We start from the raw sequence: 14,406 nt of genomic DNA, 5'->3' as shown, positions 1-14,406 counted from the left end.
TTGGCGACGGCGGTATTGCCGATGGCGACGGAATTGCCGCCGGTCGCCTTGGCCGTATTGCCGATGGCGACATCGTTGACGATCGTCGCCGCCGAGCCGGAAATGCCGGCCACCGAACTATTGCCGATGGCGATGCTTTGCTGGCCATAGGAGGCCGCAGTCTGGCCGGCGGCAAAGGAATTGCCGCCCGCCGCCACGCTGTTGGCGCCAATCGCCGTGTCGCCCTGGGCTGTCGCCTTGGCGCTGGTGCCAACGGCCGTCGTCCCCTGGGCCGACGCAATCGTGTTGTTGCCGAAGGCATTGGCAAACAGCGCGCTGGCGCTGGCGCTGGCGCCCACAGCAGTAGAGAAACTGCCCGAGGCAGTGGCGCCGCCGCCGAAAGCCTGGGAATTGCCGCCGGTGGCTTTCGCGGTATAGCCGATGGCGAGATCGTTGGTAATCGTCGTTGCCGAACCGGATACGCCGGCCACGGCGCTATTGCCTATCGCGATGCTTTGGTTGCCATAAGAAACCGCACCGCCCGTCGCGCCAAAGCCGCCAATGGCGCCGCCCAGCGCCAGCGATCCACTGCCGCTGGCGGTCGCGCCCTGGCCTTGCGCAATGGCGCCGCTGCCGGAAGCTGTCGATTGGCGGCCGATGGCGATGGAGGTTTGGTTCGACGCGACAGCGCTATTGCCCATGGCGATGGAACCGTCTCCGCTGGCCTGTGTCGCAAACGAACCCCAGGCGCCGATCGCAATCGCATTAGCCGCAGAGACTGCGCCGCCGCCAATCGACGTCGAGGTATCGACGGCGACAGCGGACTGGCCAATCGCTACCCCACCAGTATTGCCGCCACCAGTCACTTTGGCATTCCACCCTACGGCTACCGTGCCGGCAGAATTTGCCGATGCATTAGCGCCGATCGCCGTGCTGTTGCCACCGGTCGCCTTGGCTGTATTGCCGATGGCGACATCATTGACGACCGTCGTCGATGACCCCGATACACCGGCCACGGCACTCTTGCCGACGGCGATGCCTTGATCGCCATAAGCGGTTGCATTGCCGCCCGCGAACGAATAAGCACCCGATGCAGCGGAGCCATAGCCAAGGGCGGCCGATGCGATACCCGATGCGGCAGAATTGTTGCCGACCGCTACGCCGGCACCGGCAGAAGCATTCGCCTGGGCTCCGATCGCCACGGTTTGGCCGGCGGAAGCAGTTGCGTTCGGGCCGCCGGCAAATGCATTGGCGCCGCTCGCCGTCGCACTCGCGCCAATCGCCGCACTGCTGCCACCCGTTGCTTTCGCGCTGTTACCGACCGCTACGTCAAATTGAAAGCCACCCGCATTGCCCGATACGCCGGAAACGGCGTTATTGCCTATCGCCACGCTTTGATTGCCATAGGCATTGGCGCTGGCCGCAGCAGCAAATGAGTAACTGCCTGATGCGATTGCCGCATAACCGATGGCGGCAGCCTGGGTGGACGAGGCTGTTGCGTTATTACCGATGGCAGTGCTGGCGCCGCCTGACGCATTCGCGCTGGCGCCATAAGCCGAGTCTTGCCCGCTGGTGGCTTTGGAGCCGGTACCGATAGAAGTGGTATTGCCCCCTGACGCAGTAGCACCATTACCGCCCGCGAAGGAATTGCCGCCGGTCGCCTTGGCCGTATTGCCGATAGCGACATCATTGGCGACGCTACCCGACCCCGAAACGCCCGCAACCGAAGCCGCACCGATCGCGATGGAAGACTGGTTATAGGCAGCCGCCCGGCCCAGTGCGACCGAATCGGTTCCCAGCGCCTGGGCGCCAAGGCCATTGGCCCCGCCGCTACCGCCGCCGCCGGCAAAAGAGTAGTTGCCGGTCGCCCTTGTGTCGTTGCCAACCGCCGCGCCCCCGGTGCCGGCAGCTTGGGCGCCCGCGCCCATTGCAGAGGAAGTCACCCCTGAAGCGACCGAATTAAAGCCGACCGCCACTGAATTGCTACCCGATGCCGCCGCACCGTTGCCGATTGCCGCGCCGTTGCCGCCCGATCCGACGGCGCTGACACCGACAGCAACGGCGCCGGCGGCACTGACGGTAGCGGAAGTGCCAATGGCCACGCCATTGGTGGCAGCGGCGGTGGCTGACGCAGACAAACCGCCGGCAAAGGAGTTCTGCCCAGCAGCCACGGAGCTGTTACCTATGGCAGTGGCGCCAGCCGCGGTGGCCTGGGCGCCCTGACCGAACGCCGAGGTCTGACCTGCGGTTGCCGTCGCCTGCCGGCCAATCGCCACCGAGTTCGTACCTGTCGAATTCGACGCATCGCCAATGGCGATACCGAAATTGTTTGCCGTGGCGCCGCTGCCGGCGCCGATCGCAATCGACCATGAGCCGCATGTGGCCGGTGCGGCGCCGCCGGAGCCCAGCGCCGATGAGGTTGAGATCGCGTCGCCCTGGATGCAGGTTGCGGCATAGACGGAGGTAGGAACGCTGAACCCGGCCCCGGCGACCAGCGCCGCAACCAGGGGCAGCAGCCGGAGTCCGGCTATTGCCGTCCGGTTTCCGGCTCCTCCATCGCTGCGCCCTCCACTGTTGCGCTTGCCCTTGGCCGATGTCAGCTCGGATGCGACTACCCAGGTGCCGCAGACATGGCTCCAGATGGTGTGGAATATGCGATTCATTGTCACCCCTTATCAATTCGCGGGCGTGAGTTATCCCCTATCGGGCAGGACTGGCCTCCGATACCGTTCAACTCGCCTCGTTTTTTAGATCAGAACTACCTTGTCACTGGCTCATGGCGCATTTGACTTATTGGTGGACATACTCCCCCCAAGTTATCGCCGGACGTACGTCGGGCCAAGCGGCCCGCGTCCGGCGGTTCTGCGGCATCGGTTCTGGCGGCGCAGCAACGCTCTGCTGCGGACCGATGCGACAACGCTGCGCAATGCAGCTATTTCTGGCAAGCTTCGATTTTTATTGTCCTGCCTTGCCAGGGATGCATTCAAATAACGCTTGCCTGGCTCATTCCGCGATCTGGACGAAATCGATCGCGTTGGTGTGCGTGCAGATATATCCTTCGCTATAAATATTGCGGATGCCGATCGGCACGCCCGGCAAGGCCCGCAACTTCTGGCGAATCCGGTACACCAGGGCATCGACGCGATGCGTGTCGAGCCGATCGCTCAATACCCCCAGCACTTGCAGCAAACGGGTATTGCTGATAGGAAAATGCGGGCTTTCCAGCAAGGCCGAAAAGATCCTGCTTTCGCGATCGGTGAATGTGAGGGTGATGCCTTCCGGACCGCTCAGGCTGCCGGTCTTGCGGTCGAATTTCCAGGAAACCTCGACCGGAGCGGCGGCCCCGGCTCCCGTCCGCAAACGGCGCGACAGCGCAGTCAGGGTGGCCGACAATTCCGGCAGCTTGAGCGGTTTGGTGAGGTAATAATCGGCGCCGCTGCCCAGGCTGCGCACCCGATCCTGCATCTGGATGCGGCCGGTGACGACGACGATGCCCATCGATGGAAAGCGCTGGCGCAGATCCGCCAATTCCGGCAAGGCATTCCCGTCCGGCAGCGTAGGATCGAGAATCAGAATATTCGGCATCTGCGTTTGCAACGCATCTTTCATTTCCCGCAATGTCCCCCCTGCACGTACGGACAAGCCATGACTGGAAAGATGGTCAATCATCATATCGCGCCAATCTAAGTGGTCTTCGATAACAAGAATGTTCACGTCAAACCTTCTATTAGGTTTATAGGGAAGAAATAATGTGATTCCTTGCAAAAAATCTGGCTTCGGCCGGTTAAAGAAAGAGGTGGTAAAGTGCCTCCGATCTTCTCACCAAAGAGAAAACTAGAAACTTTACCAATGTGTATTTGCCATTTACTACAAGAATTTTTTTTCTTTTTTTTCTATTTATACAGAAAAAGAATCCCCTGAAAATTTACAAAAATTCACAAATACACAATTCATTTAAAGACGTGCTGAAAAAACTGTCCTTGCTGTTGTTTTTTTCGTTTTTTCACTCGACAGCGACAGCCTCTCCCCTCAATGAAAAGACCCAACAAATCAACCTGACGCGCATGATGTCGGTCTTCGATCCTGCCGGCAAAACACTCACTCCTGAAGAGCTCGCCACTCCCGAATATCGCCATCAATTCAAGCCCGTCTCGGGAGACCTGGCAGCCGGCTTCGGCGGCCCGCTATGGTTGCGCATCGATTTGACGGTCGCGCACGGCGGCCGTGGACGCTGGTGGCTGGAGCTCGGCCCGGCCTATGTCAATTCGGTCCGTCTCTACAGCAAGGACGCGAATGGTTCCTATTCTTATGAAGAGGCCGGCAGCCAGGTGCCGCCCGCCACACGCGACCTGGCCTATAGAAATCCGGTGTTCTTCCTCGATATCGACGAGCGGGAGCAGCATCAGAGCCTGTATGTTCTGCTGCAGACGAAAACCACCCGCGCCTTGTTCGCCACCTTGTGGCGGCCGCCGGCGTTTGCGGCGGCCAAAGTATGGGAAGGCCTGCTGTTCGGCATTTTCTTCGGCGGACTGTTTATCACCGCCCTGTCCAATGCCATCTTCGGCCTGTACCTCAAAACCCGCCTTTATCTGGTGTATGCGTTTTATGTGTCCGGCACGGCACTGTCGCAATTTCTGAGCATGGGCTTTGCCGCGACATGGCTGCCGCTGCCCTTTTTCCATCCGCTGCTGGGGGTGGGCATGGCCTTGGGCATCGGCTTCAGCGCCGAAATGCTGCGCGTGGCGCGCGCGGAACTGCATTATCCGCAGTCGTTTCGTTATTACATCAACATCTCCTGGGGCTTGGCCGTCGGCGCCTCGCTGATTGCCTTGAGCGGCGCATTCCAGATCGCCTCGCCGCTGATCCAGGCCGTCTACTTTGCGCAAGTGATCTTCACCTGCATCATCAGCGGCATGTTGCTGAAAAAAGGCGAAACCGCCGCGCATTATTATTTAGGCGCGTTTCTGGTGCAGATCATCAGCGCGCTGGTTTTTGTCGCCCACAATGCCGGCCTGATCGAAGGCAACAGCATTTCGCGCAATATCTTGCCCTTTTCCAGTTATTTGCACGTCATCCTGATGAATCTGGCGGTCATCCGGCAAGTCAAAACGATGCGCGAAGAACGCAAGCGCGCGCAAGCCGACCTGGTCAGGCACCTGCGGCATTCGGAACACAGCCTGGAAATCAAGGTCACCCGGCGCACGCAGGCATTGGAAAGCGAGATTTCCCGGCGCCGCATCATTGAGCGCGAGCTGTCGGTGGCGCACGACAAACTGGCGGAAGCCTTGAAAACCGAAAGGGAGGCATGGGAAAGCCAGCGGCAATTCTTCCTGACCGTATCCCACGATTTCGGCACGCCGCTGGGCGTCCTGGAAGCCGGGCTGCATGCCCAGAGTCCGGCGCACCCGCGACGCTTGCAACAAATGCAACGCGCCGTGGCCGAGCTGATCCACATCGTCGAACAATGCCTGGTGATCGAACGCTTCGAATCGTCCGGCGCCTTTTTCTCGAAACCGGCGATCCCGCTGCAGGACATCATCGACTATGCGGCAAAACGCATCCAGCGCATCGCCACGGAACATTTGCTGCTGATCCAGCCCGCCGCCCCGCACCTGTACGTCGCCGGCGATGAATTATGGCTGCAGATGATGCTCGCCAATGTGATGACCAATGCCGTCGTGCATACCGCCCCGGGAACCCTGGTCACCCTGGTCGCGGTCAACCGGCCGGAATGGATAGATATCGTCATCCGCGATAACGGCAACGGCATACCGGAAGACGAACTGGGGCAACTCTTCACGCGCTTTCGGCGCGGACGCAATGCCAAGTCCAAGGGCAGCGGCCTTGGCCTGTATCTGGTGCGGCAGATTGCAGAACGCCACGGCGGCGGAGTGGGCGTGGCGAATATGTTCCCGCATGGGCTGGAAATCAGGATATCGCTGCCGCGGGTCGATGGTTCTCGTGTGTGGTGTACGGCAAATTGTGGCGCGGCTTAGATTTTTCGGGCAAGCGGCCAGCCTGGCCTTCCCTCATCCACGATCATGCGGCCGGCTCCCGGCGGGAGCGTGAACAGGCTGCGGCAACCCGGAAAGGTTTTGGCGCGGCGCAAGTGATGTATAATGCGCCCCTCGCGATACCTGCCCCGCAGCAGGCATCCGCCAGCCAAGGAGGTTTGGGTGAGTGGTTTAAACCAGCAGTCTTGAAAACTGCCGACGGGGTGACCCGTCCGTGAGTTCGAATCTCACAGCCTCCGCCACAAGATCAATAAAATCAAAGACTTACGATTCATTTTTGATTTTGTCCCACAAAAAAACCCACAATGCGATTTCGCTTGTGGGCTTTTTTATTTCTCTGACTTCATACAACCGCGATTATCTTCGCCGCTGTAAATATTCTCTCTCCACCTCCCTCACCAAGTCCGCAGCGGAGATGTCTAGTGCCAGTCCTATACCAATCAATGTCGTAAGTGTGGGTTGGCGCAAACCGCGCTCTAAACGAGAAATAAATGTTCGATCTACTCCCGACTGGAAGGCGAGTTCTTCCTGCGAAATGTTTTGCTTTGATCTATACCGTCGCAAAACTTCCCCAAAAATTTGACCCACTTCCATAATTTCCGCGCTCACCATAGGTCATGAGCATGGTTTTCATGTAGCCTATAGTCCACGGCCTATAGGCACGTATCAATCAAATCAACTTGGGGGAAGCATGCGTATAAAAACAGTATTTTCTTCGCTAGCATTAATGGGACTGCTCACAGGCTGTGCAGGAGAACGCTGGAAGAGTGCTGAGAATATCGATGAATTTACTGATGTATCGACAAAAATGGTCACCATCGGCAATTGGAAGGCTGGAAACTCTATAGTTACGAGTTCTCTAAAATACTACCCATTCGTCGGCATTCAAAATGGTGAAATATTTGTCGGCCTTCGCTCTGGCGGACGATTTAGAGTCCCGACTGGCACCGTACAAATTCGTATCGACACGAACAATGCATGGACAATCACACCAGATGAAACGCCTATCTATTTAATGCCCAATAGTCCCCCAGTTCTTTCACAAAACACCGAAGTAAAAGGCGTGGACATAGCCAAATTCCAAGCGCAAGCAATGACCAACGTAACAAAAATTATGTCGCCGTATACTGCTGCGACTGGCGAAAAAGCCAGGAGCATTCTCAAAGAAATGCTGAAAGGAAAACATATCCGCTACCGTATAGTCGGGATGAACCAAGCCGCGTCCACTACTGGCGATGTTGAACTGGATGAGTCCTTTGTCAATGCGCTAAAAAATATCGGAATTGATCCTTCGGGGATTTAGAAAATCTCTAGCCCCGGTAATTTATCTAATCCAGTTGGCTCGCTTGTTCAGCTACGAGCCAACGCTAAAATCCTTCGCTGCTGCTTTTGAGCAGCAACTTCCCATTCATCAACGCTGCCGTACGTCGGAATAAGAATGATACAAGGGGCGAGAAGTCCCCTATATGGCTCAAGAAATGTAAATTCAGCATTAATCTCGCCAGAGGCGACTTGTTGCGCCCACAAAATAATCGATGGCTCAATAACAGCACCATTAACATCCACTCGGTATTCAACCGCGATGCGCGCAACTCGTGGCTTCCCATTTCTCTTTCGCTCCAACATAGCGATTCGACTTTTCAATCGCGCATTTGCCATCTTCAGCCCCTTAGCTCTAAGGCACCGATACGTGCCTCCAAATCACTGTCGACAAGGATGCGGGAGAGAATCGCAAGAATGTTAGCCAAACGCGATGCGTCTTCGACTTTGATACGTCCGCCGCGCGCTTCGCGATACAGCTTAGCAAGTTCTCGGCTTACGTCCGTCGCGCTAGCCAGCTTGGCGCGTGCGTACACCTTTTTTTCTGCAAGGGGGGGAGGTTCCACGTTATCTTCAATGTTTACGCGGGTTTGCCAGCCGTCGTCATGTAAATTGGTTGCGGTTTTCATGTGGGTACGCCTCAAAAACGATTGGTCTGCATCCGCTGTATGGATACGTCGATTTGCTGATTGACAGACCGTTGCCGTTCGCGCTGCTGGTATTCCATACGCATTTCGTCAATGTCCAGCGCCTTAACGACTAGCGCGGTCAACGTACGCAACAGTTCCGTGTCAATCGTTTGCGCATCGCTTCCGCTTACGAGCTGTGTTAGCTTCATCGCTTCCATTGCGATCAAGTTAGCGACACAACTTTGTTCTTTGATTAGTGCGTGTACGTCTTCGAAGTGTTGACACATAACCATTTCGTTTTCCTCATTCCTAGAAAGTAAAAATCTTCCATTGCATCACCGGGGACATGCGACACCCCTAAAGGGGTGTTGTCGCTGTCGTCCCCAAAGTCAAGCTTGCAACACGCGACATGTCGCAGGATTGTCGCTGCCGTGTCGCCTTGTCGCGTTCCGCTTTCAGAACATCTGCGATGTACTTTTCTTCGATTGCAGCGGTATCGCCCGACAGCCGGTAAATGTTGTTTTCGACTTCGATACGGCCAAGTTCAATCAAGTCTTTACGGGCACGTTCGAAAGCTTTTTTCTTCGCCGTGTCTGAATCTGCGGGACTCATGCGATAAAAGATCGGACGCCAGCGGATCAAATGCAGGCCATTGAACTTGCCTTCTTCATCAAGTCCGCCGTTAATGCCTGCGGCTTCACGGAAGGATTCAAGGGCCATTTTCTGATTTGCGGTAAGCGGTTTTTCGCCCTTAGTTGGGACAGCGCTATCGGGCGTCACGACGCACGAAGTAATTAAGTCACCGTCTTCATCCATACCGACTTCGACGATGTTCAGGCGGAAGAAATGCGTTTCACTGTCGCGCCCGTCCTTGGCCTTATCAACCCTCCAGCTTCTAGCGTCGCCGTTGCGCTCGACAAGAATGGCGGCATCAAGCGCGGCGAACAAGCTTGAATGCCCTCGAAGCCCTTTCGCGCCATCCTTACCAGTGTGGGCAACGAGAACGACAAGCCCGTCGATCAAGTGCTGAAGCGTCTTCGCCCCTTCGATGACGCCCCCCATGTCCTTGCTACTGTTTTCGTCAATATTCGGCGCGGCACGGTTCAGCGTGTCGATAAACACGACGCAACCGGGCGGGCACATTGCGGCGAGTTCGCCCACGTCCTGCGGCTCATTCAGGCGGAACGGTTGCAGCAAAAACCGCATGCCCGCTGGCATAACGCGGCCTTTGTGGCGCTGCCATGCAACGACGCGGGCGCGTATGCCGCCCTCCCCTTCAAGGACGATGTAAAGCACGGCGGCGGGCTTTGCTGCATATCCGAAGAACGGCGCGCCTTCGGCAATGGCTGCGGCGAGTTCTAAGCCCACAAAAGACTTGCCAGACGCCGACGCGCCATAGATTGCCGCGATGCCTGTAGCGGGCAAAACATACTTGACGCGCCAGTTCAGCGATGGCGTAGCTTCGACGATAGTCGCTGAAATTGGGTTGAAGCGGGATTTCTTGGCGAGGGCTGCGACCTGCCTCTCGATAACTTCCGTTATCGCGTCGGGGTCGGCCTTGACCTTTGCCCACAATCCCTTCGCTTTGTACCGTCCGTAAGGCGTCGCCCATTCTAAGAAGACTTCTTCGAACTTCGCGCCATGCGTCTTCAGAGCGGCGGCGACCATCCGCACGTCATCTTCTTTCTTTGACGCAAGGTGCGACAGAATTTCGTGCATTGTTGCCTGTTCGTCGTCAGGCGATGGGGCAAACCCGAAGTTCGGCGCTTGCTGATGGGCTTCTGGTGCCATTGGTCAATTTTTCATTTCTCTTGTGGGCATATATAGGCGACAAATTGATCGTTCGTCCCCGTAGCACTTATAAATTCGTGAATTTTGGAGGATATTTCATCCGCCATTACGCGTTCGCCGTGCGCTGCTGTTCAAGCCGCACCACAAGTTCGCGAATTTCGGCTTCGGATTTCCCGGCAATGCGGGCGGTGTTGATGGCGGCGACTTCGTTTTCAGGCCATGCGGCACAACGTTCGCCCAACTTGACCGGGGGCGTCATAAGCCGCTGTTTGATGCGAAGGTAAAGCGTGCTGCGGGTCAAGCCCGTGGCAGACATGACGGCAGGAAGCCGCAGAAGTGAAGAAGTCATATTGCACCCTGTTAGATTTAACTGAACGACAGGTGCCATGGTCTTGGGGGAGGCTGTTCAAAAACAAAGCGGGATATTTGAACCCCGCCGTCGTGCTGCGTCCGATGATTTATCGCGGTCGGACTACGCTTTTAACTTCGTTCGATTCCAGTATTTCGCGTATCTTTTCACTGGCTTCGTTAAGTTCGACTTTCGCATCTTTGATGCGACTGCGGGCGGTACTTTCGCTTACGGCGTAAGCCTCCGCAAGATTTTTCTTCAATTTAGTTTCGGACACGGCATCGCCAAAGACTGCAACGGTCAATGCTACGTCGCCCACATCTTTGCGCGGTGCGCCGCCGTCCGGGCTGCGTTTCATGTAAAGGCCGTGCGCAAGCTGATTGATACGCTCGTCTTCGATGCGCTTACCGTTCTTCGGCGGCTTCGTTCTGACGGCTTGCCGGAAGGCGTCGGCCAAGTAGTTGGCCAGCGCGTCGGGCATCGGTTCACGGCTTTTCAGATAGTCGGCAGCAATCTCCAGTAGTGCGACTGCGGAATCCGGATTCGAATCCACGGTACGCAGCAGTTCGGCAATCTTCGTTATGCGGTTCATCATCATGCGGCCTCTTGCTTCGGCATGGCGACGACGCTGCTTGCGGCGATCTTGGCACAGTAGCCCGCCCAATCCTGCATCATCGCGCGGCGAGCTTGGCGCATATCGGAACGGCTGTATGCCTGTTCGACGGCGCTTCCTACCGTGTGGGCAAGGGCGATTTCTGCGGCTTCCCGCGTATGGCCGTGCTTGTAGCCTTCGTCGTTGTACCAATCGCGGAACGCCGACCGGAACCCATGCACGACGGCAACGCGACCCGATTTCGGGTCAATCCAGCCGGGCCGGCCAGCCTTCGTTTCGGCTTCATGCATGTCGCGAACGGTCTTCGTAAGCGCCATGTCCGACAGTTCTCCGCCGCGCGGGGCCGGGAACAATAGATTGATGCCCACAATACGCGGCAGGGCTTCAAGCAGCTTTATAGCCTCGGCGGACAGGGTAACGACGTGTTCTCGCTTGGCCTTCATGCGGCTGGCCGGAACTGTCCATGTCTTCGCTTCGAAGTCGATTTCGTCCCGCGTTGCGCCGCGCACTTCGCCCGACCGTGCGGCAGTCAGGATGGCGAATTCAAGAGCGCGGGCCGATATGCCTTCGCGTTGGCGAAGTGCGGCCATGAAGACACCCATTAGCTTATGCGGCAATGCCGGTTGCTTTTCCTTGGCATCCTTCTTCTGTTTGCCTAGCGCGTGCTGAACGAAGGTCAATGACGCTGGGTTGTCGCCCTTGTAGGCATCTTCGTTGCGAGCATAAGTGAACACTGCTTCGATACGTCCGCGAAGGCGCGACGCCGTTTCGCGCTTCGTCTGCCAGATGGGTTCAAGTGCCTTCGCTACGTCATGCCGCGTAAGTTCGTCGATTTTCCGACCGTCGTTCAGGAAGGGATAGGCGTAGGTTTCAAGCGTCGATTGCCATTGCGCGATTGCCCTAACGTTACGCAGTTCGTCGGCTTTCTGCCCGATAACGACTTCGGCGCATTCTTTGAAGGTCTTTCGGCGGTCGTGCTCGGCTTTGGCCTCCAGCTTCGCGCGCCATTCAGCTTCCTTGGCTTCCAGTGGGTCAACGCCCGACCGAACGTCTTTACGCAGTTCGCGGGCCTTTTCGCGCACTTCGGCTAACGATACTTCGGGGTAACTGCCTAGCCCTATGTCCCGGCGATGCACTACGGGCTTGCCAGCGCCGTTCAGGCGGGTTCCGACCGCTACGCGCAAGACCCATGCGCGGGAACCTCCGGCAATGCGAAAGTGCAGGCCATCGACGCCGCCTACAGCGTACCGTCCTTCGGTCTTTAGTTTCGCAACCGCCAGCGCGGATAGTTCTTTTGCCTTTTTGGGCATGGCCACCTCTGTCTGTCCATCATACCGTCCCACAAAGAATAGCGGATTCCAATGGATGCAACAAGATGCCATTACACAGTTAAATGTCGTAAGTCATTGTTTAATAATGAATTTATAGAATCTCACGGAATGTTATCGGACGAATACTTAGGGGACACAGCCTCCGCCAGAAACATTGATAAAACGGGCCCTTGCGGCCCGTTTTTCATTTCTCCCCATAATTTAACCCATAAATTATTATTGGTTCAATTGGGTCAACATATGCCTTGGTTAGCATCCTCGGCGGTCAATACTGTGCGATAGCATTCGCGAGCCCAATTGAACTCATCGATCATCCAGTTCAACTGCATACATCTTGCGAGCAATACCCTTCAGTAAAAACACTGGGCTTACGCCCTTCACCGTCCATCCCGATCCAAACACGGCATTTAAGCGAAGCTTCGTCTTTTTCATCAGCCAAAGGCCCATTAAGTAATCGTCATCTAATAATTTTTTATGCTAACAATGACTAAATTTGATACTTTTATTGCCTCATTCAAATTCTTATTCAATGTTTCCTTCTGAATGAATAAGCGGCTGATGAAAAACGGCCTTGGATCTACAGATGTTTGGAAAAAATTCCGTGAAATAACTACTTATGAGCGAGGCTTGGTTATTTTTCAGCAGCTCGATAACGTTAATAGACTGTATCTTCAGTCTCGTGTCTTCTATAGACGATCCTGAGTGAGTGTTTTGCGCCGTGTCGAATTCTAGCTCCAATCAACCTACAATACCTGAGGTTATCGATCTTGAGACCGGTCGCATCTACCCAGTTGAAGCAATATTTTCCAAAGGCAACGCAGCGCAGCATCAACAGCGCATGGCCGACGAGCTATCGCGGCTACGTGGTGGCACATCGAAATATCACTGCCCATTGTGCTTGGCGCCGGTAAGCGTTCGCGCTCACTTGAATCGGACTTTCTATTTTCGGCATCCAGATAACCCTAACGCTGAATGCCCGTACCGATATAAGAACGATCTCAGCCCTGAGAAAATCAATGCGATGAAGTACGATGGCGCCAAAGAATCTTTACGCCATCGCAGAATTAAAGCCATGTTGCAAGCCTCTTTGCTTGCAGACAAATCAATTCCCAATGAGTCTGTTCTTGTAGAGTCGGTTGTACGCTCAACCAGTGGAGATTGGCGAAGCTGGCGCCGTCCCGACGTCCAAGCTTCATGGAACGGAAAGCTCCTCGCCCTCGAGATTCAACTATCAACGACATTTTTGACCGTGGTGGCTGGCCGGCGCGAGTTTTATCAGCGAAATGGAGGACTGCTGTTATGGATTTTCGCTGAAGAAGTAATCGTAGAAGATGCCATGCGCTTCACAGAACGCGACGTTTTCTATAACAACAACTCAAATTTGTTCTACCTAACGCAAGAAACTGTCGATCGGTCGGTCAAAAACGGCGAACTTCACCTGATGTGCAGCTGGCAAGTCCCCTCTATCAGCCGCGGCGCGATTATTCATGAATGGAAAGAGCAAGAAGTTACGCTTTCTCAACTTCAATCTGACTACGAAAACCAACGCATCTACTTTTATGACTACGGCGCTGCATTAAAGCAGCTGCAGATAGATCTGGAAGTCAGCAAAGCTCGTCTGCGAGAAGAGCACGATCAAGGCGTCGATGCATTTCTAGCTTCAGGCAAGCGCTACCAGGAACATACTGAGCCGGAATCAGATGTAATGCGATTCGCGCGACTTGAGCAGGAGGAAAGGCTTGCTAAGAAAAACGTACCTAAAACTGTGACAGCCACCCAAGCGGCCATCGCTCAAGCAAAAGAAGAATTCAAAAATCGGGAAGAGAGCAAGTTTCGCGCTTTGATATCCAAATATGGAATGCCGTGGTCTGGTTTTGACACAGCAAATCAATTCGGTAATTTCTGGATTCGCGCTGGTATAGATGAAGACAAAGAACATTGCCAATCAGCTGTATGGCACTACTACGCTCGTGCACTATGGACAGCGTGCCCCTCTCTCCATATTGAAATGCCGAAGCGGCTGCCGCACGAATATCGTCAACTTCTCTGCGCGCTTTATTCTCTACGCGAAGGAAATGTAATTGGGCTGGATTTCGACAATCTTCGTTCGGTAGAGAACCTAATATTCAATAGCTATCGTCAGTACTATCGCTATTTCGCCTTCGCAATCAGAGCCTACAAGCGAGAGATAGACTTGAGAGCTCTCCAGCCAGGATCGTCTTGCTATCGTCACATCGTTGAATACAAAACACGAAGGCAGGAACAAGGCTTCATACAAAATCGCGATTTGGATCCTTTGATTAACTATCTTTTCCCTGAACTACGCGAGATGAAGCAGTAAGCGAAAACACAATTATTAAAAAATAGAAATCAAAAAACC

12 protein-coding genes, 1 tRNA gene and 1 pseudogene are annotated in these 14,406 nt (G+C 55.2%); 4 read left to right on the top strand and 10 right to left on the bottom strand.

Going from position 1 to position 14,406, the window contains the following annotated elements:
• Nucleotides 1–2: 2 nt before the first annotated feature.
• Both AC07N6_RS05505 and AC07N6_RS05500 read right to left on the bottom strand, forming a co-directional pair.
• A pseudogene (locus AC07N6_RS05505) lies at nt 3–2,642 on the bottom strand (ESPR-type extended signal peptide-containing protein); the annotation flags it as partial.
• A gap of 340 nt (nt 2,643–2,982) precedes the next feature.
• Entirely contained in the window at nt 2,983–3,693 is a 711-nt protein-coding gene (locus AC07N6_RS05500) for a response regulator transcription factor (protein ID WP_494779317.1), read from the bottom strand.
• 350 nt (nt 3,694–4,043) lie between these two features.
• Here AC07N6_RS05500 and AC07N6_RS05495 point away from each other — a divergent pair, with 350 nt between their 5' ends.
• Together AC07N6_RS05495 and AC07N6_RS05490 are read left to right on the top strand one after the other, a co-directional pair.
• Complete coding sequence (locus AC07N6_RS05495) at nt 4,044–5,975, top strand: sensor histidine kinase (protein ID WP_494779316.1); 1,932 nt, start codon at nt 4,044–4,046, stop codon at nt 5,973–5,975.
• Nucleotides 5,976–6,145: 170 nt separating this feature from the next.
• Nucleotides 6,146–6,235, top strand: a tRNA-Ser gene (locus AC07N6_RS05490).
• Nucleotides 6,236–6,350: 115 nt separating this feature from the next.
• Here the strand turns inward: AC07N6_RS05490 and AC07N6_RS05485 are convergent.
• On the bottom strand, nt 6,351–6,587 hold the full coding sequence (locus tag AC07N6_RS05485) for a helix-turn-helix domain-containing protein (protein WP_494779315.1): 237 nt from the start codon (nt 6,585–6,587) through the stop codon (nt 6,351–6,353).
• A 97-nt stretch (nt 6,588–6,684) separates the two neighbouring features.
• On the opposite strand from AC07N6_RS05485, the gene AC07N6_RS05480 reads away from it, so the two are divergent.
• Nucleotides 6,685–7,296 (top strand): hypothetical protein, encoded by a 612-nt coding sequence (locus tag AC07N6_RS05480; protein WP_494779314.1) that lies wholly within the window; start codon nt 6,685–6,687, stop codon nt 7,294–7,296.
• Between the two features lie 47 nt (nt 7,297–7,343).
• On the opposite strand, the gene AC07N6_RS05475 is transcribed toward AC07N6_RS05480, so the two are convergent.
• From AC07N6_RS05475 to AC07N6_RS05445, 7 genes are all read right to left on the bottom strand, one after another.
• On the bottom strand, nt 7,344–7,652 hold the full coding sequence (locus tag AC07N6_RS05475) for a hypothetical protein (RefSeq protein WP_494779313.1): 309 nt from the start codon (nt 7,650–7,652) through the stop codon (nt 7,344–7,346).
• Between the two features lie 2 nt (nt 7,653–7,654).
• The gene (locus tag AC07N6_RS05470) at nt 7,655–7,942 is read right to left on the bottom strand and encodes a hypothetical protein (RefSeq protein WP_494779312.1); all 288 of its coding nucleotides are present in this window, start codon (nt 7,940–7,942) and stop codon (nt 7,655–7,657) included.
• An 11-nt stretch (nt 7,943–7,953) separates the two neighbouring features.
• Nucleotides 7,954–8,160 (bottom strand): hypothetical protein, encoded by a 207-nt coding sequence (locus AC07N6_RS05465; RefSeq protein ID WP_494779311.1) that lies wholly within the window; start codon nt 8,158–8,160, stop codon nt 7,954–7,956.
• 139 nt (nt 8,161–8,299) lie between these two features.
• Nucleotides 8,300–9,733, bottom strand: a complete 1,434-nt coding sequence (locus AC07N6_RS05460) for an AAA family ATPase (RefSeq protein ID WP_494779310.1) — start codon at nt 9,731–9,733, stop codon at nt 8,300–8,302.
• Between the two features lie 106 nt (nt 9,734–9,839).
• The gene (locus AC07N6_RS05455) at nt 9,840–10,082 is read right to left on the bottom strand and encodes a helix-turn-helix transcriptional regulator (protein WP_494779309.1); all 243 of its coding nucleotides are present in this window, start codon (nt 10,080–10,082) and stop codon (nt 9,840–9,842) included.
• Between the two features lie 109 nt (nt 10,083–10,191).
• On the bottom strand, nt 10,192–10,680 hold the full coding sequence (locus tag AC07N6_RS05450; RefSeq protein WP_494779308.1) for a hypothetical protein: 489 nt from the start codon (nt 10,678–10,680) through the stop codon (nt 10,192–10,194).
• A complete protein-coding gene (locus tag AC07N6_RS05445; RefSeq protein ID WP_494779307.1) occupies nt 10,677–12,005 on the bottom strand; it encodes a tyrosine-type recombinase/integrase in 1,329 nt (442 codons plus the stop codon). Before AC07N6_RS05445 ends, AC07N6_RS05450 begins: the two co-directional genes overlap by 4 nt.
• A 739-nt stretch (nt 12,006–12,744) precedes the next feature.
• Between AC07N6_RS05445 and AC07N6_RS05440 the strand changes: the two genes are divergently transcribed.
• Nucleotides 12,745–14,367 carry a DUF6035 family protein gene (locus AC07N6_RS05440; protein WP_494779306.1) on the top strand — a complete coding sequence of 541 codons (1,623 nt, stop codon included), beginning with the start codon at nt 12,745–12,747 and terminating at the stop codon, nt 14,365–14,367.
• The last annotated feature ends 39 nt before the right edge of the window (nt 14,368–14,406 follow it).

The sequence above is a fragment of the Herbaspirillum sp. GW821-FHT09A12 genome, assembly GCF_059418325.1.
This window is presented reverse-complemented; position numbering and strand designations above follow the sequence as displayed.